The following is a 17,000-nucleotide window of genomic DNA, read 5'->3' on the forward strand; positions in this document are numbered from 1 at the left end:
CCTCAACGAGCTACCTACTTAGACTAGCCTTACCTACCCCTGGGCCAGTTGGCGGAGCCGGGGCAGGTTCACCCACTGACGAAAGAGAACGGAGGCGCCGGTGCCCGCAACGGCCACCACCAGCCGGAGCGTTCTGCGCCAGGCGATTTCCGGGCAGCGACGGCAAGTCACCCTCGCATCCGTGCTCGCCGCCTGCCATCAAGGCGGTGAAGCACTCGTCCCGGTGATCATCGGCGTGGTCATCGACCAGGCCGTCGCCGGCGGTTCGGCGGGCACGCTCGTGTTCTGGCTCGCCGTACTCGGCGTGGTCTTCGCGGGACTGTCCTATAGCTACCGGTTCGCCGCGCGCGCGGCCGAAGGCGCCTCGCTCCGGGCGGCACACGACATCCGTCTCGCGATCAGCAGGCGCGTCCTGCATCCCGGTGGCGGCGCCGAAAGCGGCAAGCTGGCGGGCGAACTGGTCAACATCGGCACCAGCGACGCGCAACGGGTCGGGGTCGTGAACGCGGCGCTGCCGTTCGGGATCGCCGCGCTCGCCGGTGTCCTGGTCAGCGCCGTCGCCCTGCTGCGCATCTCGCTGCCGCTGGGCCTCCTGGTCCTTCTGGGCACACCTCCGTTGCTGTACCTCGCGCATCTGATCGGCAAGCCGCTGGAACGTCGCAGCGAAGCCGAACAGGAGCGGTCGGCGCACGCTTCGGGGGTCGCCACGGATCTGGTCTCCGGCCTGCGGGTCCTCAAAGGCATCGGGGCCGAACCGGCCGCCGTCGCCCGCTATCGCGAAACGAGCCAGAACTCGCTCCAGGCGACCTTGCGCGCCGCGCGGGCCAAGGCCTGGCACGACGGCGCGGTGCTCGCGCTGACCGGGATCTTCATCGCGATCGTCGCCCTGGTCGGCGGGAACCTCGCGTCGTCGGGGTCGATCAGCGTCGGCGACCTCGTCGCCGCTGTCGGGCTCGCCCAGTTCCTGCTCACCCCGTTCCTGATCTTCGGATGGGTCAACGGCGAACTGGCCCAGGGCCGCGCCTCGGCGTCCCGGGTCGCCGACCTCCTGACCACGCCGACCGCGGTCGAGGCCGGTGACGGCGAACTCCCCTCGCCCGCCACCGGGAACGTCCGCTTCACCGAGGTCTCGTACGGCAGCCTCCGCGGTGTCGACCTCGAAATCCCCGCCGGTCAGCTGATCGGCGTCGTCGCCACCGACCCGGCCACCGCGACCGACCTGCTCGACTGCCTCGGCCGCGCGGGCGATCCCGCCGAGGGCAAGGTCCACGTCGACGGCGTCGACCTGTCCACTGTGGACCCCGAGCGCGTCCGGGAAGTCGTCCTGGTCGCCGCGCACGACGCGGACCTGTTCGAAGGAACGCTGGCGGAGAACGTCCACGCCGGCGGCGTCTCTTCCGACGAGGCCTTGGCCGCGTCGGCGGCGGACGAGGTCGCGGCGGCGTTGCCGGACGGCACCGCGACCGCGGTCACCGAACGCGGGCGCTCCCTTTCCGGCGGCCAGCGGCAGCGCGTCGCCCTCGCCCGCGCGCTCGCCGCGGACGCGCCGGTGCTCGTCGTCCACGACCCGACCACGGCGGTGGACACGGTGACCGAGGCGAAGATCGCCACCGGGCTCGCCCGGCTACGACAAGGACGGACCACGATCCTGGTGACCACGAGTCCCGCCCTCCTCGCCGTCACCGACCGCGTCGTCGTCCTCGACGGCGGCCGGGTCACGGGTGAGGGCGGCCACGCCGACCTCGCCCGCGATCGCGCCGACTACCGCGCGGCGGTGCTGTCATGACCCGCGAGCTCCTCCCCACCGCCGACGGCAAGCGGATCCGCGCCGTCCTCGGCGAACTGCTCCGCACCTCGAAGGGCCGTGCCGCCGGCGCGCTCACGATGCTCGTCGGCGCGACCGCGATCGGGCTGCTCACCGCCCGCCTGCTCGGCCAGATCGTCGATCTCGTCGTCGAGAAGCGCCCCGCGACCGAGCTGACCACCCCGGTGGTCGCGCTCGTCCTGGTCGCCGTCGCGCAGGCGATCGCGACGGCGGTGGGTGTCTCGCTGACCGCGAGGCTCGGCGAAACCCTGTTGGCGGAACTGCGCGAGCGGTTCGTCGACAGGGCCTTGAGCCTGCCTCTTGAGCAGGTCGAACGCGCGGGCTCCGGCGACCTGACCGCGCGGGTCACCAACGACGTCATGGTGGTCGCGAGGGCGGTCCGCGACGCCTTGCCCGAGCTCGGCCGCTCGGCGCTCACCATCGTACTGACGCTCGGCGCCCTCGCCGTCCTCGACTGGCGATTCCTCCTGGCCGCGCTGCTGGCGACGCCGATCCAGCTGCACACCGTGCGCTGGTACGTCCGCAACGCCGTCCCGTTGTACGCGAAGCAGCGGATCGCGACGGGATCGCAGCAGCAGCAACTGCTCGACACGATCGGCGGCGCGAAGACCGTCCGCGCGTTCCGGCTCGCCGACGCCCACGTGGAGCGGGTCCGGCAGCGATCCGAGGGCGCGATGGAGCTGATGCTGCGCGGCGTCCGGCTGATGACGACGTTCTTCGCCCGGCTGAACCTCGCCGAGTTCGTCGGCCTCTCGGCGGTGCTCGCGGCCGGTTTCCTGCTGGTGGGCGCCGACGCGGTGACCATCGGCGCGGCGACGGCGGCGGCGTTGTACTTCCACAGCCTGTTCGGGCCGATCAACACCGCGCTGGCGCTGGTGGACGACGCGCAGGCGGCCGCCGCGAGCCTCGCCCGGCTGATCGGCGTCGCCGACCTGCCTGCCCCGCGCGAGCCCGAACGGCCCGCGAAACCCCTTGACGCGTCGGTGAAGGCGGCCGGGGTCTCCCATTCCTATGTGGACGGACACCCGGTACTGCGCGACGTCGACCTGAGCCTCGCCCCCGGCGAGCGGGTCGCGCTGGTCGGCGCGAGCGGAGCCGGGAAGACGACGCTGGCCAAACTGATCGCCGGGATCCACACCCCGGGGTCGGGCACGGTCTCCGTCGGCGGGGTCCCGCTCGACGAACTCGGGCCGTCCTCCACCCGGCAGGCCGTCGCGCTGATCAGCCAGGAGGTGCACGTCTTCGCCGGTTCGCTGTCGGACGATCTCCGCCTGGCCAAGCCCGGCGCGTCGGACGCGGAACTGCTGGCGGCACTGGAAAAGGTCGGCGCGCGCGGATGGGCCGAGGCGTTGGGCGACGGTCTCGCGACCGTGGTCGGCGAAGGCGGGCATCAGTTGACCGTCACCCAATCCCAGCAGCTGGCGCTGGCCAGGCTGGTCCTCGCGGACCCGCCGATCGCGATCCTCGACGAGGCCACCGCCGAAGCCGGAAGCGCGGGCGCGAAAACCCTCGAAGCCGCCGCGGCCGCCGCACTCGAAGGCCGGACCGGTCTCGTCGTCGCGCACCGGCTGACCCAAGCGGCGGCCTCGGACCGCGTCGTCGTGCTCGACGCGGGCGTGGTCGTCGAAAGCGGGACGCACGACGAGCTCGTGGCCTCCGGTGGTCAGTACGCAACGCTGTGGGCGGCCTGGTCGGACAACCGTTCACGGACGTGACCCGGGACGCAGCGTCGCCGGTTGCAATCGGCCGTTCGGCGTCTTAGGTTAGCCAAACCTGAATTTCGATTAATCCGGCATTTCGCCGGGTCACCGATCAAGAAGGACGGACGATGGCCCGAATCTCCACCCTCTCCGCTGCGCGGGGGCGCCTGAAGACCGCCGGCGTGCTGGCGTCCACCCTGGTGCTGGCCGCCACGCTCACCGCATGCGGAGGTGGCGGAGAGTCGGCCACCCCGGCCGCGCAGAACTCCGCGGGCGGCGCCGTCGACGCGAACGCGTTCCCGACCACGATCGAGCACAAGTACGGCAGCACCACCATCACCCAGGAGCCCAAACGCGTCGTCACGGTCGGCCTGACCGAGCAGGACGCGCTGCTCGCCCTCGGCGTGGTCCCGGTCGGGGTCACGGAGTGGCTCGGCAAGTTCCCCGGCACCATCGCCCCGTGGGCGACCGACAAGCTCGGCGGCGCCGCGCTGCCCGAGGTCCTCAAGGACGTCGACGGACCGCAGTACGAGAAGATCGCCGCGCTCAAGCCGGATCTGATCATCGCGCTGTACTCGGGGCTCACCAAGGAGCAGTACGACAAACTGGGCCAGATCGGCGTCCCGGTCGTCGCGCAGCCCAAGGAGTACAACGACTACGGCATCCCGTGGCAGGAAGCGACCAAGAAGGTCGGCCAGGCCGTCGGACGCTCGACCAAGGCGAACGAACTGGTCAAGGGCGTCGAGGACAAGTTCGCCCAGGTCCGCAAGGAGCACCCGGAGTTCGCGGACAAGTCGGGCTTGATGGCCTCGACCTACGAGGGCTACTTCGTCTACGGCAGCCAGGACCCGCGCTCGCGCATCCTCGAATCACTCGGCTTCAAGCTGCCCGCCGACCTCGACGCCGCGATCGGCGACAAGTTCGGCAAGGCCATCAGCGCCGAGCGGACCGACCTGCTCGACCGCGACGCGCTCGTGTGGCTCATCGACACCCCGGCCAAGGCGCAGGAGATCTTCGGCAAGGACGCGCTCTACACCGGCCTGAAGGTGGCGAAGGAAAAGCGTGAGATCCTGATCGAGAACGAAGGCACCTACGGCAGCGCCGTCTCCTTCGTGACCGTGCTGAGCCTGCCTTACGTGGTCGACCGGATCGTCCCGCAGCTCGCCGCCGCTGTCGACGGCGATCCGAAGACCGAAGTGAAACCCGCTTCCTGAGCCGTTTTGGGTAGGAACAGGGCCGCGAGCTTTCCGCTCGCGGCCCTGTTTCGTGCTGTGGGTCTTTGTCGAGCCCGCATTTAGTCCTCTAAATGCGGGGGTGGCGGGGCTGAGGAGTCGGTACAGGTGGTCGTGAGTGGCGATTCGGGTTAGAACCGAAGGGGTCTTAGGTACCTGCTGTTGTGGCTGGAGTTGGTCGCAGGTCCGTGAAGGCCTCCTTGCCTACCCTGAAGGTAGTGAAGGAGGCCTTCACGGACTACGTGATCTCCCTCCACAGTCTCAGCGACACCCGCCAGCCCAGCAGTCACGGGCGGCGGCGCGCAAAGGACCCCTTCCCCGAGTACATGAAGGCCCCCTTCCTGTACCTAGGCGCAAGGAAGGGGGCCTTCATGTACTGCGGGGGCGAGCCAGAGCGGCAGTGGCGTGGTGGGTCGAGTCTCGTGAGGGCCACGCCAGCCAGTCCGGGTGTCGCGAACTTGCGAACACTCGCACGCAAAATCCAGTAGGCACCTAGGGCACCCTTGGCTGGAACCCGAATCGCCACTCACGACCAGCCCGACAGAAGCGGGTCAGGACTCCATGGCCTTGACGAGCGAAGCGGGCCGCAGGTCGGTCCAGTTGGTCTCGACGTACTCGAGGCACTCCGGACGCGAGGCCGGGCCGAACTTCGTGGTCCAGCCCGCCGGGACCTCGACGAACTCGGGCCACAGGCTGTGCTGTCCCTCGTCGTTGACCAGCACCAGATACGTGCCGTCGGGGTTCTCGAACGGATTCGTCATGCCTTGTTCTCCTCGTGTGTATCCGGTGAATCAGCCCCGGCCGGGTCAGGCGGGCCCGATGCCGCTCACCGCGTACTCGGGCCGGGACGCGTCGGCGGTGCGCCGGTCCACAATGGACTCCAGGATCTCGCCGACCCGGACGGCGGTGTTGGACAGCAGCGACGACGTGATGCCGTGCGAGTGTTCGGTGCCGCCCTGCAGGTAGATCCCGCCGTCCAGCGGCGGTTCGGTGACGATCCGGTAGTCGCGTTCGATCCGGAGCCTGCCCTCGTCGTCACGCAGGCACGCGGAGGCGAGCTCGCCGAGCAACGGGGTCGGATCCGCCGGGCTGTACCCGGTGGCGTACACGACGAAATCGGCGTCCAGCCGGGTCCGTTCCCCGGTCTCCAGCGCCTCGATGGTGACCCGGACCTCGGATCCGGTGTCGGTGACTTCGGTGGGGCGGGAGACGTTGATCAGCTTCAGCCGCTCGATCCCCTGCACCTTCTCGCGGTAGACACGGCGGTACAGGTCGTCGATCAGGTCGATGTCCACGGCCGAATAGTTGGTCGCGCCGTGGTAGCGCATCAGGCGCTCCTTGACCGCTTCCGGCGCCGCGTAGAACCGCCCGACCGCCTCGGGGTCGAAGATCCGGTTGGCGAACGCGCTGTCGTCGGCCGGGCTGTAGCCGTAGCGCGCGAACACCGCGCACACCTCGGCCCGGGGGAAGCGGTCGTGCAGCAGCGCGCTGACCTCCGCCGCGCTCTGGCCGGCGCCGACGACGACGAACCGGCGCGGTTCTTCGGCGGCCATGCCTTCGAGGCGGTGCAGCATCTCGCTGTTGTGCCAGATCCGAGTGCCCGGCGTCACACCTTCGGGGAGGTTCGGCCGCAGCCCGGTGCCCATCACCAGGTTGCGGGCGCGCAGGTTCACCAGTTCACCGTCGGTGCGCGCGTGGACGTCGAAGAACACGATCTCGTCGCCGTCGAAGACCGGCGTGACCGAAAGCACTTCGGTGCCATAGGAAACCAGGTCGTCGACCTTCTCCGCCGCCCATTCGAAGTAGTCGTGGAACTCGATCCGCAACGGGAACAGGTTCTTGTGGTTGATGAAGTCGACCAGCCGGTCCTTGCTGTGCAGGTACGACAGGAAACTGAAGGAACTCGTCGGGTTCCGCATCGTCGCCAGGTCCTTGAGGAAGGAGACCTGCATGGTGGCGTTGTCGATCAACATCCCGCGGTGCCAGCCGAAACGCGCCTGACGCTCGAGGAAGTGAGCCGTGACGGTCTCCGCTCCCGGCGTGGCGTTGTGTTCGGTGACGGCGATGGCGAGCGCCAGGTTCGACGGCCCGAACCCGACTCCGACCACGTCGTAGACCGGAACCCGTTCGCCGACCACTGCTCGTGCCATCGTGAACCCCTTGCGCGGCTCAGCCGCATCTCGTTAGCTCGCTATGAAGACCAGGGAACCCTAACCTAAGTTAGGTGAGGCTCAACTAGTACTTTCAGTGGTGATGTTCATCCCTCGACCAGGAGGAGGCCGGTCCCATGCGGGTCGCCATGTTCGGATACCAGACCTGGGGACACCGCACCCTGCGGGCGTTGATCGACGCGGGCCACGATGTCGCCCTCGTCGTCACCCACCCGAAGAGTGACCACGCCTACGAGAAGATCTGGTCCGACTCCGTCGCGGATCTCGCCGAGGCCAACGGGATCCGCGCGCTGCTGCGACAGCGCCCCGACGACGCGGAACTGCTGGCGGAGCTGAAAGAAGCCGATCTCGACCTGATCGTGGCCAACAACTGGCGCACCTGGCTGCCGCCCGAGATCTTCGAGATGCCGCGCCACGGCACGCTGAACGTCCACGACTCGCTGCTGCCCGCCTACGCCGGCTTCTCGCCGCTGATCTGGGCGCTCATCAACGGCGAGCCGGAAGTGGGTCTCACCGCCCACATGATGGACGCGGACCTCGACGCGGGCGACATCGTGCTGCAGCGGTCCGTCCCGGTCGGACCGAAGGACACGACGACGGATCTCTTCCACCGGACGGTCGATCTCATCGCGCCGATCACCACCGACGCCATCGAGATCATCGCGAAGGGGGACTTCACGCCGGTCAAACAGGACAGGTCGAAGGCCAGCTTCTTCCATAAGCGCGCCCTCGAAGACAGTCTCATCGACTGGTCCTGGCCCGCCGAGGAGATCGAGCGGCTGGTGCGCGCGCAGTCCGACCCCTATCCCAACGCCTTCACCCACCACCGCGGCAAGCAGCTGCGCGTCGTCCGTTCCTCGGTTTCCGTGGGCTGCTACGGCGGAACCCCCGGCCGGATCTTCATCCGCGAGGGTGAAGGTGTCGTGATCGTCGCAGGCCCCGAATCGCGCCGCGGCCGGTCGCACGGGCTCGTCATCGAACGGGTCCGGACCGAGGACGGCACCGAGCTGGCCGCCGACGAGTACTTCCGCACCATGGGCGGATATCTCACCAACCGGCCCTGACCTGCGGACTCATCGGTCCCGCGAAAAAAGTCATCGCGGGACCGATGAGTCCGGCCGGAGGGCGCCGTTACATCGGGTAAGAACACTCGATGGGAGGCGCCATGACCGAAACGATCGCCGCGGCGAAGGCAGGGGACGAATCCGCCTTCGCCGTGCTCACCGAACGGCACCGGCGGGAACTGCACGTCCACTGCTACCGGATGCTCGGCTCGTTCGACGAGGCGGAAGACGTCGTCCAGGACGCGCTGCTCAACGCCTGGCGCGGGCTGGACACGTTCGACGGCGGGAACTTCCGCGCGTGGCTGTACCGGATCGCGACCAACGCGTGCCTCGACGCGATCCGCAAGAGCGAGCGGCGGGTGCCGTCACTGCGCTCGTTCGCCGAAGTCCCCTGGATCCAGCCGTATCCGGACAGGCTGCTCGACGAGATCGCCCCGCCCGAAGCCGGACCGGACGCGCTCGCCGTCGCCAGGGAGACCATCGAACTCGCCTTCCTCGCGGTCCTGCAGATGCTGCCGCCACAGCAGCGCGCGGTGCTGATCCTGCGCGACGTGCTCGGCTGGCAGGCCAGTGAAACCGCCACCCTGCTGGACCTCTCGGTGCCCGCCGCGAACAGCGCGCTGCAGCGCGGCCGGGCGACCCTGCGCGAACGCCTTCCGCAGCAGCGCGGCGACTGGTCCGCCTCGGCACCGTCCGAAGAGGAACGGGCGCTGGTCCGGCGCCTCATCGAAGCCCACGACAGCGGCGATTTCTCCACACTGAGCAGCCTGGTCCGCGACGACGTCCGCGTCACCATGCCGCCGGAGCCGAACTGCTACATCGGGCTCGAACACCTCGCCAGGCACGGCAGGATCGCCGAATCGATGGGCGAATGGCGCGCCGTCGCGGTCGACGCCAACCGGATGCCCGCGTTCGCCTCGTACCTGCGCCGCCCCGGCGACACCGAGTTCCGCGCCTTCAAACTCGACCTCGTCCGTGTCGTGGACGGCAAAGCGGCGGAGTTCACCACGTTCGACAGCCACCTGTTCCCGGCCTTCGGCCTGGACACGATCCTGAAGGGATGAAGCAATGCCGGAGAAGATGACCGACGAGCAGCGCCGCGCCTTTCTCGCCGAAGGCACTCGCACAGCCGTCTTCGCGACGGTCCGCCCGGACGGCAGACCGCACGCGGTCCCGGTCTGGTTCGCCCTGGACGGGGACGACATCCTGGTCAATCTGGGCGCGGACACCGTCAAAGGCAAGGCGCTCAAGGAGAATCCGCGCGTGTCGGTGGTCGCCGACGACCCGCTTCCGCCGTACTCGTTCGTGAGCGTCGAGGGTGTCGCGGAGATCGTTTCTGATCCCGACGGGGTGCGTCGCGGTTCGGAGCTGATCGCGCGGCGGTACCTCGGGGAGGCCGGACAGGACGCGATGGAGGGCTGGCTGGCCTACGCGACCTCACCGGGGAAGGTGCTCGTGCGGGTGCGGCCGGAGCATTTCGTGGCGATCGCGAAGGTCGGCGGCTGACAACGTCCGGTCCCGTCTCGTGAGTGGTAAGGACGGTTTTTGAGGGGTAAGGCAAAGGTGCCTTCGCCGGTCCGATGCCGAGCGGCGTGCTTTCGCGACGCCCCGGAAAGGCTGGTGCGACCCTGAACCCAACGTGAGCGAGGGCGTGACTCGCGTGCTTGGAGCCGGATCTCGCGTGATCAGACCCGGAACTCCGTGATCACCACCCGATCACGCGAGGTCCGGCTCCAAGCACACGTGATCCGTCTCTGATCACGGGTGATCGCCACCCGATCACACGCGAACGCCCATCCCGCTCCACACGGTCTGAACCTTCAACCCCGGCCAAGAACGGCGTCACCCAGGACAACACGAGCGCGCCACGCTTGCCCTTCTCCTCGATAGAACCGTCCTTACCACTCACGAGACCCACCGCCCGATGTACCGCTAAGCGGAAGCCGCCTGGCCCCTGTCACCATTCGGCACCAAGATGGCCTCGTGGCCGAGATCGTTTTCGACGAGAGCACCCGTTCCTGGCTCATCCGCACCGCGGCGACGAGCTACGCGCTCAGGCTGACCGAGGACGACACGCCCGCCCACGTCTATTGGGGTCCGGCGCTCACCTCCGACCAGCTCGCCGACGTCCTCCCCCGGACCAAAGCGCGCTGGGACGCCTTCAACGATCCCAACGAGGGACTGGACGAACTCGCCGCCGACGGCGGGACCCGATACTGGACCCCCGCCCTCCAAGTCAGGTTCGCCGACGGCACCCGAGCCCTCGAATGGCGGTACCTCTCCCACGACATCGACGGCGGAGTGCTGCGCGTCCACTTCCGCGATCGCCACTATCCCCTGCGCATCATGCTCGGCTATCGCGTCCCGGCGGGCACCGACGTCATCGAGCGCTGGACCGAACTCACCCACGACGGCACGGAAGACCCGATCGAGGTCATCCGGGCCGACTCCGCGACCTGGGTCGTGCCGGTCCGGCCGGACTACCGGATCAGTCATGTCACCGGCCGTTGGGCCGCCGAGAGCCAATTGCTCCGGGAGGCGGTGCCCCACGGCGAGACCACGTTCGGCAGCAGGCGCGGGATCACCGGTCATCATGCCAATCCGTGGGTGATGCTCGACGACGGCGAAGCGACCGAGCGCCACGGCGAGGTCTACAGCGCCGCGCTCGCGTGGAGCGGTTCGTGGCGGATCACCACCACCCGCTCGTCCACCGGCCGCCTCACCGTGACCGGAGGCTTCGGCCAGGACGGCGTCGTCCCCCGGCTCTCCCCCGGCGACACGCTGACCACGCCTGTCTTCGCCGGGCTCTACGCCGAAGGCGGATTCGGCGCCACGAGCCGCGCCTGGCACGCGTACACGATCGGCCACGTCCTCCCGCACCCCGGCGAACTCCGGCCCGTGCTCTACAACTCTTGGGAGGCAACGGGTTTCGACGTCACCGAAGCAGGCCAGCGCGCACTGGCGGAACAGGCGGCCGCCCTCGGCGTCGAACTGTTCGTGATGGACGACGGCTGGTTCGGCGCGCGGGACAACGACCACGCCGGACTCGGCGACTGGCACGTCAACCGCGACAAGTTCCCCGACGGCCTCGGGCCGCTCATCGGCGAGGTGCACCGGCTCGGCATGAAGTTCGGGCTCTGGGTCGAACCCGAGATGGTCAACCCGGACAGCGACCTCTATCGCACGCATCCGGACTGGGTCCTGCACTATCCACAAAGGACACGCTCGGAACTGCGGCAGCAGCTGGTCCTCAACTTCGCCCGTCCGGACGTGGCCGAGTGGGCGTTCGGCAGCCTCGACTCCCTGGTCGGCGAGCACGGGATCGACTTCCTGAAATGGGACATGAACCGTCCGTTCAGCGAAGCGGGCTGGCCCGCCGACGACGACCCGGACCGGCTGTGGGTGGAGCACACCCGCGCGGTCTACCGGATCATGGCCCGGCTGCGGGCCGGGCATCCCGGCCTGCGGATCGAGGCCTGCAGCGGCGGTGGCGGGCGGATCGATCTCGGGATCATGGCCAGGACGGACCAGGTCTGGACCTCCGACAACACCGACGCGCTCGACAGGCTCGTCATCCAGCACGGCTACGGCCAGGTGTACCCGGCACGCGCGATGGCGGCCTGGGTCACCGACGACCCCAACTTCGTCACCCACCGCTCCACCCCGCTGCGGTTCCGGTTCCACGTCGCGATGGCGGGAGTGCTCGGCATCGGCGGCGACATCGTCAGGTGGCCCGCGGACGACCTCGCCTACGCCCGCGAACAGATCGCGCTGTACAAGGAGATCCGGCCGGTCGTCCAGCACGGCAGGCTGTACCGGCTCGTTCCCCCGTCCACCGACGGGGTTTCCGCCTTGCAGTACGTCGCGGCCGACGGCGGGCGCGCGGTCGTGTTCGTGTTCCGGCAAGCGGCACATTTCCCCACTCCCGAACGACCGGTCCGGCTCGACGGTCTCGACCCCGCCGCCCGCTACCGCGACGAGGACACCGGGAAGGTGTGGCACGGCGCCGCGCTCCTGGCACACGGCCTGATGGCGGGCCTGCCGGAGGGCGATTTCGCCAGCGCGGTGATCCGGCTGAGCAAGCTCTGAGCACGCCGATAGATCAGATGTATCGCCCGTTTCGGGTGCCAGAAGGCGCATCAAGCCGCTTGACATCGCCCTAGACATCCGATCGAATGCCGTCGCAGATGAGACGCCGTGCATCGCCGCGAGAAGGGTGACTGGGGCATGAAAAGGTCCTTCGCGTTGGGAGCGGCGCTACTCGTCGCCGCGAGCCTCACCGGCTGCGCGGTCGGCGGCGGGACGGGGACTTCCGGCGGCGAGATCTCCTTCCTGACGTTCGAAACACCGAACCTGCCGCCGTCCTACTGGGACGCCGCCATCAAACGCGTGACGGACCGGAATCCCGGTCTCACCGTGAAAAAGCTGGTCGCCCCGTCGACCGATCGCACCGGGTACGCCAAGCAACTGCTGCAGTCCGGGCAGTTCCCCGACGTCGCCATCGCCGTCGACTCGGCCGGTTTCGCCGAATCGGGCAACCTCTACGCGTGGACGCCCGAGGAGCTCAAGGACTTCCAGTTCCCGGCCGCCAACCCGATCAAGGGCGGGCACCACCAGTTGCCCGCCAACACTCAGACCATCCCGCCGATCTACTACAACAAGAAGCTCTTCGCCGACGCCGGGATCGCGTCGGCGCCGAAGACCTGGGGTGAACTCCTTGCCGCGTCCGAAAAACTGAAGGCGAAGGGCATCACGCCGTTCACCATCGGCGGCGGCAAGGAGGGGTTCCCGTCCGCGATGCTGCTGGACGGACTGGTCAGTGTCGAGGTCTATGGCAAGACCCCGGACTGGCTTTCCCAGCGGCGGGCCGACAAGGTCAAGTTCACCGACCCGGCCTTCCAGCAGGCGTTCGGCAAGTTCGCCGATCTGGTGGCCAAGGGCTACGTCGACAAGACGCAGGTCTCGCGGGACTACTCGGCGACCGAAACGGCCTTCCTCGACGGCGAAGGCGCGATGTACCCGATGGGCAACTGGTTCGCCGCCAGCGCCGACGCCAAGAAACCGTCGTTCGACATCGGCGTCTTCAACTTCCCCTCCGAGAACGGGAAACTCGTCGTGCCCGCCTACACCGGCGGCGGCATCGTCGTGAACGCCAAGTCCCCGAACCTCGACGCGGCGAGGAAGTTCGCGCTCGCATTCCAGCTCGACAAGGAGCAGATCGACGCCTCGGTCAAGGCCGACGGCCTGTTCCCCGCGATCAAGGGTTACACGCCACCGTCCGACGCGGGCCCGGTTTTCAAGGCGGGCTACGAGCTCTACCGGGAGGCCGTGGCGAAGAACGCTGTCGTGAACGCCTTCAGCTGGGAGACCGCGGACGACGGTCTCCTGCCGGGGATGAAGGACAAGGTCTACCAGGCCGCCCAGGACGTCATCACCGGCCGCAAGACGGTGGCCGACGTGTGCGCGTTCCTGGACGCCGAGTGGGCGAAAGCACGCTGACGCCACGATGCGGAGAAAACCGATCCTGCCGCGGGTGTGGCACTTCGCCTCGTTCGGCGCACCCGGCGTCCTCATCTATCTCTGCTTCGTCATGGCACCGATCCTCATCAGCTTCGGCTACAGCCTGACGAACCACAACCCGTTCAACCCGCCTTCGGAGTTCGTGGGCTTGGAGAACTACAAGCTGCTGTTCCAGGACGAGCAATTCCTGACCGCGCTCTGGGTCACGACGATCCTGACCGTGATCGTGGTGGTCGTGCCGAACGTGCTCGGCCTCGGCGTCGCGTTGCTGCTCGACCGGAAAGGCTGGCTGTACAACGCTTTGCGGAGCGTGTTCTTCACACCCGTGATCCTCAGCTCAGTCGTGGTCAGCATCATCTGGACGAAACTGCTCGACGACCGGGGCCCGGTCAACGACTTCCTGCGCGCGATCGGTGTCGACCATCCGCCGGGCTGGTTGTCGGATCCGGATCTCGCGCTGTACTCGGTCGCGTCGATCGTGTGCTGGCAGATGCTGGGGTTCTGCGTGGTCGTGTACCTCGCGGGCCTGCAAGGCGTCCCGGCCGAACTGCTGGAGGCGGCGGAGATCGACGGCGCCGGGCCGGTCCGGCGGTTCCGCGCGGTGACCTGGCCGCTGCTCGCGCCGTCGTTGACGATCAACACGGTCGTCCTGCTGATCTCGGCGTTCAAGACCTACGACTACGTCAAGGTCGTCACCAACGGCGGGCCGGGCTCGGGGACCACAGCCACCATCGCGTTCAACGTCCTCGCCACCGGCCTCGACGCGAACCACGTCGGCTACGCGTCCGCGATGGCCGTGGTGATGCTGGTGATCGTGGCGACGCTGACCACGATCGTGCTGCGATTCCTGAGGCGGCGGGAGGTCGACCTGTGACCACAGTGGACGGTTCACGGCGTTCCTGGCTGCGGCCGACCGTGGCGATACTGGTGAGCGCGATCTTCTTCGTGCCGCTGTACTACGTGCTCGTCAACGTCTTCAAACCCGGCGATCGGATCGCCCAGGAGCCGGCGTCGGTCCCGCTGCCACCGACGCTGACCAACATCCACGCCGTGCTCACCCGGCCCGACGGCCTGTTCTGGGTGAGCCTGGCGAACAGCATGCTCGTCACGCTGCTCTCGATCATCGTGCTGACGGTGCTTTCGGCCATGCTCGGGCACTACCTGGCACGGTCCACCAAGCGATGGACCAAGGTGCTCGCGCTGATCCTGCTGGCGGGTTTGATGATCCCGCCGCAGGTGATCCTGATCCCGGTCACCGAAGTGCTCCGGCTGACCGGGATGATGGCGACGCTGCAAGGCCTGGTGCTGTTCAACGTCGGGTACTACGTGCCGTTCGGGGTCTTCGTGTTCACCGGGTTCATCCGCGGGGTGCCGGTCGAACTCGAGGAGGCCGCCCTGCTCGACGGTGCGAACCGGATGCAGGTGTTCTGGCGGATCGTGTTCCCGCTGCTGCGCCCGGCCACGGCGAGCGTCCTGATCTTCCTCGGGGTGTGGATCTGGAACGACTTCATCGACCCGCTGATCATCCTCGGCCCCAGCCAGGGGACCACGGTCACCACCGGGATCTACCGCTCGATCGGCCAGTACCAGGCCGATCTCGGCAGTGTGTTCGCGCTGATGTTCCTGGCGACCCTGCCGGTGCTGATCTTCTACCTGGCGTTGCAGAAGCAGTTCGTGAAGGGACTCACCGGCGGCGCGACCAAGGGCTGACCGAGGTAGACCGCGTTTAGTCCTCCGGTTGCGGTAGTACGTGATGCCGACTACCGCAACCAGTCCTCTAGATGCTCAGAGTTCGGTGACCTTCCCGTCGGCCACTTCCAGCCGCCGCGTCGTCGCGACCGCGTCCAGCATCCGCCGGTCGTGTGTCACCAGCAGCAGTGTCCCCGGGTACTCCGCCAGCGCCGACTCCAACTGCTCGATCGCGGGCAGGTCGAGGTGGTTGGTCGGCTCGTCGAGCACGAGCAGGTTGACGCCGCGCGCCTGCAGCAGCGCCAGCGCCGACCGGGTCCGCTCCCCCGGCGACAATGTGGCCGCCGGCCGCAGGACGTGCGCGGCCTTCAAGCCGAACTTCGCCAGCAGGGTCCGCACGTCCGCGTCGGCGAGCTCCGGGACCTCGCGGGCGAAGGCCTCGACGAGCGGCAGGTCACCGAGGAACAGTTTCCGCGCCTGGTCGACCTCGCCGACCACGACACCGGAGCCGAGCGACGCGGCGCCCTCGTCGACCGCGATCCGGCCGAGCAGGGCGGCGAGCAGGGTCGACTTCCCGGCGCCGTTGGCCCCGGTGATCGCGACCTTGTCCGCCCAGTCGATCTGCAGGTCCACCGGACCGAGGGTGAACCCGTCCCGCCGCACCGTCGCGCCGCGCAGGGTCGCCACGACCGCACCCGCCCTGGGCGCCGCGGCGATCTCCATCCGCAGTTCCCATTCCTTGCGCGGTTCCTCGACGACGTCCAGCCGTTCGATCATGCGGTCCGTCTGGCGGGCCTTCGACGCCTGCTTCTCCGTCGCCTCGCTCCGGAACTTGCGGCCGACCTTGTCGTTGTCGGTGGCCTTGCGCCGGGCGTTCTTGACGCCCTTCTCCATCCACGAACGCTGCATCGCGCCACGGGCCTCGAGCGAGGACCTGGTGTTCGCGTACTCGTCGTACTCCTCGCGGGCGTGCCGCCGCGCGACGGCGCGTTCCTCCAAATAGGACTCGTAACCGCCGCCGTAGGTCCGCACCTGTTGCTGGGCGAAGTCGAGTTCGACGACGCGGTCCACCGTGCGCGCGAGGAATTCCCGGTCGTGGCTGACCAGCACGGTCCCGGCGCGCAGCCCGGTGACGAACCGCTCGAGCCGCTCCAGCCCGTCGAGGTCGAGGTCGTTCGTCGGCTCGTCGAGCAGGAAGATGTCGTAGCGGCTCAGCAGCAGCGAGGCCATCCCCGCCCGCGCCGCCTGCCCGCCGGACAGTGACAACATCGGCTGGTCGAGGTTGACCGTGAGCCCGAGGTCCGCGACGACCTCGGCCGCCCGGTCGTCCAGGTCGGCCCCGCCGAGCGCGAGCCAGCGATCGAGGGCGATCCCGTAGGCGTCGTCCGATCCGGGTTCGCCCGCGGTCAGCGCCTCGGTGGCGGCGTCGAGCGCGGCTTGCGCGGCGGTGACACCGGTACGGCGCGAGAGGAACGCGCGAACGGATTCCCCTTCACGGCGTTCCGGCTCCTGTGGGAGGTGACCGACGGTGGCCGTCGGCGGGTTCAGCCGGACGCTTCCCTCTTCCGGCGGTACGAGGCCGCCGAGAGTCTTCAGCAGGGTCGACTTGCCCGCGCCGTTCACACCGACGAGACCGATCACTTCGCCCGGGGCGACGACCAGGTCGAGACCGGAGAACAGAACACGGTCGCCGTGGCCGGCGGCGAGATCCTTGGCAACGAGTGTGGCGCTCATGAGATCAGTAAGTCTACGGGGACCGATTGAACGACTCGTGGTCCCTCGGAAGAGTGGCAAGTATC

The 17,000-nt window shown here is 68.5% G+C and carries 13 protein-coding genes; 10 read left to right on the forward strand and 3 right to left on the reverse strand.

What is annotated here, in order from left to right:
• Window positions 1–100: 100 nt before the first annotated feature.
• The 3 genes from ACLJRM_RS02375 (at window position 101) to ACLJRM_RS02385 (ending at window position 4,739) form a co-directional block, all read left to right on the forward strand.
• A complete protein-coding gene (locus ACLJRM_RS02375; RefSeq protein ID WP_410662092.1) occupies window positions 101–1,786 on the forward strand; it encodes an ABC transporter ATP-binding protein in 1,686 nt (561 codons plus the stop codon).
• Window positions 1,783–3,540, forward strand: a complete 1,758-nt coding sequence (locus ACLJRM_RS02380) for an ABC transporter ATP-binding protein (RefSeq protein ID WP_410662093.1) — start codon at window positions 1,783–1,785, stop codon at window positions 3,538–3,540. The genes ACLJRM_RS02375 and ACLJRM_RS02380 overlap by 4 nt, the downstream gene beginning before the upstream one ends.
• Before the next feature lie 113 nt (window positions 3,541–3,653).
• The gene (locus ACLJRM_RS02385) at window positions 3,654–4,739 is read left to right on the forward strand and encodes an ABC transporter substrate-binding protein (protein WP_410662094.1); all 1,086 of its coding nucleotides are present in this window, start codon (window positions 3,654–3,656) and stop codon (window positions 4,737–4,739) included.
• A gap of 569 nt (window positions 4,740–5,308) precedes the next feature.
• Here the strand turns inward: ACLJRM_RS02385 and ACLJRM_RS02390 are convergent.
• Together ACLJRM_RS02390 and ACLJRM_RS02395 are read right to left on the reverse strand one after the other, a co-directional pair.
• Window positions 5,309–5,518: an MbtH family protein gene (locus tag ACLJRM_RS02390; protein WP_007029404.1), complete on the reverse strand. Its 210-nt coding sequence runs from the start codon at window positions 5,516–5,518 to the stop codon at window positions 5,309–5,311.
• 45 nt (window positions 5,519–5,563) lie between these two features.
• Window positions 5,564–6,907, reverse strand: coding sequence for a lysine N(6)-hydroxylase/L-ornithine N(5)-oxygenase family protein (locus ACLJRM_RS02395; RefSeq protein WP_101607551.1), 1,344 nt, complete (start codon window positions 6,905–6,907; stop codon window positions 5,564–5,566).
• A 137-nt stretch (window positions 6,908–7,044) separates the two neighbouring features.
• Here ACLJRM_RS02395 and ACLJRM_RS02400 point away from each other — a divergent pair, with 137 nt between their 5' ends.
• The 7 genes from ACLJRM_RS02400 (at window position 7,045) to ACLJRM_RS02430 (ending at window position 15,222) form a co-directional block, all read left to right on the forward strand.
• The gene (locus ACLJRM_RS02400) at window positions 7,045–7,992 is read left to right on the forward strand and encodes a methionyl-tRNA formyltransferase (RefSeq protein WP_101607550.1); all 948 of its coding nucleotides are present in this window, start codon (window positions 7,045–7,047) and stop codon (window positions 7,990–7,992) included.
• Window positions 7,993–8,093: 101 nt separating this feature from the next.
• Window positions 8,094–9,056 (forward strand): RNA polymerase subunit sigma-70, encoded by a 963-nt coding sequence (locus tag ACLJRM_RS02405; RefSeq protein WP_410662095.1) that lies wholly within the window; start codon window positions 8,094–8,096, stop codon window positions 9,054–9,056.
• Between the two features lie 4 nt (window positions 9,057–9,060).
• Complete coding sequence (locus tag ACLJRM_RS02410; RefSeq protein WP_101607549.1) at window positions 9,061–9,498, forward strand: PPOX class F420-dependent oxidoreductase; 438 nt, start codon at window positions 9,061–9,063, stop codon at window positions 9,496–9,498.
• Between the two features lie 477 nt (window positions 9,499–9,975).
• Window positions 9,976–12,081, forward strand: a complete 2,106-nt coding sequence (locus ACLJRM_RS02415; protein WP_410662096.1) for an alpha-galactosidase — start codon at window positions 9,976–9,978, stop codon at window positions 12,079–12,081.
• Window positions 12,082–12,219: 138 nt separating this feature from the next.
• Complete coding sequence (locus tag ACLJRM_RS02420; RefSeq protein WP_410662097.1) at window positions 12,220–13,491, forward strand: extracellular solute-binding protein; 1,272 nt, start codon at window positions 12,220–12,222, stop codon at window positions 13,489–13,491.
• Between the two features lie 7 nt (window positions 13,492–13,498).
• Window positions 13,499–14,386 carry a carbohydrate ABC transporter permease gene (locus ACLJRM_RS02425; protein ID WP_410662098.1) on the forward strand — a complete coding sequence of 296 codons (888 nt, stop codon included), beginning with the start codon at window positions 13,499–13,501 and terminating at the stop codon, window positions 14,384–14,386.
• Entirely contained in the window at window positions 14,383–15,222 is an 840-nt protein-coding gene (locus ACLJRM_RS02430) for a carbohydrate ABC transporter permease (protein WP_410662099.1), read from the forward strand. The genes ACLJRM_RS02425 and ACLJRM_RS02430 overlap by 4 nt, the downstream gene beginning before the upstream one ends.
• 75 nt (window positions 15,223–15,297) lie before the next feature.
• On the opposite strand, the gene ACLJRM_RS02435 is transcribed toward ACLJRM_RS02430, so the two are convergent.
• Complete coding sequence (locus ACLJRM_RS02435; RefSeq protein WP_101607546.1) at window positions 15,298–16,935, reverse strand: ABC-F family ATP-binding cassette domain-containing protein; 1,638 nt, start codon at window positions 16,933–16,935, stop codon at window positions 15,298–15,300.
• Window positions 16,936–17,000: the final 65 nt, after the last annotated feature.

Source organism: Amycolatopsis sp. lyj-84, assembly GCF_046549075.1.
In the GTDB taxonomy this organism is placed as follows: Bacteria; Actinomycetota; Actinomycetes; order Mycobacteriales; family Pseudonocardiaceae; genus Amycolatopsis.

Bases quoted from the DNA above. Each gene is read 5' to 3' on its own strand.
- ACLJRM_RS02380 (WP_410662093.1), top strand. From the start codon at position 1,783: ATGACCCGCGAGCTCCTCCCCACCGCCGACGGCAAGCGGATCCGCGCC.
- ACLJRM_RS02385 (WP_410662094.1), top strand. From the start codon at position 3,654: ATGGCCCGAATCTCCACCCTCTCCGCTGCGCGGGGGCGCCTGAAGACC.
- ACLJRM_RS02390 (WP_007029404.1), bottom strand. From the start codon at position 5,518: ATGACGAATCCGTTCGAGAACCCCGACGGCACGTATCTGGTGCTGGTC.
- ACLJRM_RS02395 (WP_101607551.1), bottom strand. From the start codon at position 6,907: ATGGCACGAGCAGTGGTCGGCGAACGGGTTCCGGTCTACGACGTGGTC.
- ACLJRM_RS02400 (WP_101607550.1), top strand. From the start codon at position 7,045: ATGCGGGTCGCCATGTTCGGATACCAGACCTGGGGACACCGCACCCTG.
- ACLJRM_RS02405 (WP_410662095.1), top strand. From the start codon at position 8,094: ATGACCGAAACGATCGCCGCGGCGAAGGCAGGGGACGAATCCGCCTTC.
- ACLJRM_RS02410 (WP_101607549.1), top strand. From the start codon at position 9,061: ATGCCGGAGAAGATGACCGACGAGCAGCGCCGCGCCTTTCTCGCCGAA.
- ACLJRM_RS02420 (WP_410662097.1), top strand. From the start codon at position 12,220: ATGAAAAGGTCCTTCGCGTTGGGAGCGGCGCTACTCGTCGCCGCGAGC.
- ACLJRM_RS02425 (WP_410662098.1), top strand. From the start codon at position 13,499: ATGCGGAGAAAACCGATCCTGCCGCGGGTGTGGCACTTCGCCTCGTTC.
- ACLJRM_RS02435 (WP_101607546.1), bottom strand. From the start codon at position 16,935: ATGAGCGCCACACTCGTTGCCAAGGATCTCGCCGCCGGCCACGGCGAC.